1 protein-coding gene is annotated in these 1,310 nt (G+C 62.5%); it reads left to right on the forward strand.

All coding sequences use genetic code 11. The features are described from left to right. Positions 1–201 precede the first annotated feature (201 nt). A partial coding sequence (locus tag GGR11_RS16595; protein ID WP_183198892.1) for an MCP four helix bundle domain-containing protein occupies positions 202–1,310 on the forward strand: 1,109 nt, incomplete at its 3' end.

Genomic DNA, 1,310 nt, shown 5'->3' on the forward strand with positions numbered 1-1,310 from the left:
CAGATCGAGCCGTCGCCCGACATCGGGATCAAGTGGCGCTCGGACTATATCTCGGGCGTGGTGCGGCGCGAGGACGGCTTCGTCGTCCTGATCGACCTGCCCCGACTGCTGTCCAGCACCGACACCGTCTCTCTGGCGTCCCTCCCCAACATCGACCGCGCGGCCTGACGGTCCCCGGCCTCTCCTGGAAAGAACATTACAATGCGCGCTACGATTAAGATGAAGCTGGCCGGGGCCTTCGCGGCCGTGCTGGCGATCGCTATGATTCTCGGCGTCGTCGGCGTCATGAAGATGAGCAGCGTCAACCATCAGTCGACGATCATCACCGAGAACTGGATGCCGAGTATTGATGCGGTTCACCGTATCAATACGGCTACGTCAGATCTGCGAGCGCAGCAGTATGCGCACATCACCTCGACCGATCCGACGCGCATGGCGGCTGTAGAAAAGGATATCGCCGCCACGCTGGATACGCTCAAGAACGACCAGGCGAAATACGAAGCCCTGATTTCGTCGGACTCCGAGCGGAATCTCTACAACCAGTTTTCGGACAAGTATGAAAACTACCTGCAGGATGGGGAGCGTATGCTCGCCTTCTCCCGCGCCAATCAGAACGAAGCGGCCGCCCAGTCCATGCTGGCCAGCAAGCCCCTCTACGACGACATGTCGGCGGACTTGGTCAAGCTGGTGAACCTCAATGTCGAAGGCGGCGCCGCCGCCAGCGCCGAAGGGGACAAGGTGTTTTCCGAGGCGCGCAGCCTGTTCATCGCCCTGGTCGCCGCCGGTCTGATCATCGGCGTGGTCGCGGCGCTGTGGATTTCGCGGACCGTCACCATGGGCCTGCGCAAGATTTCGACGGCGATCGACGCCGTCGCCATCGGCGACCTGAACCAGGACGTCGCCGTGACGACCAATGACGAGATCAAGGATCTGGTCGATACGGTCAACCGGATGACCGCCAACCTGAAGGCCACGGCCGCCATGGCCGACGAGATCGCCCAGGGCGACCTGAGCGTCCAGCCCAAGCCGCTGTCGGACAAGGACATCCTGGGTCTATCCCTGCAACGGATGGTCGGCAATCTGCGCGGCACCGCCGCGATGGCGGACGAGATCGCCAACGGCGACCTGAGCGTCCAGCCCAAGCCCATGTCGGACAAGGACACCCTGGGCATCTCGCTGGAACGGATGGTCGATAATCTGAGGGTCACGGCTTCGATGGCCGATGAGATCGCCAACGGCGACCTGACGGTCCAGCCCAAGCCGCTGTCGGACAAGGACACGCTGGGCCTTTCGCTGCAGTCCATGGTGGA

The organism is Brevundimonas mediterranea, from assembly GCF_014196125.1.
GTDB lineage: Bacteria > Pseudomonadota > Alphaproteobacteria > Caulobacterales > Caulobacteraceae > Brevundimonas > Brevundimonas mediterranea.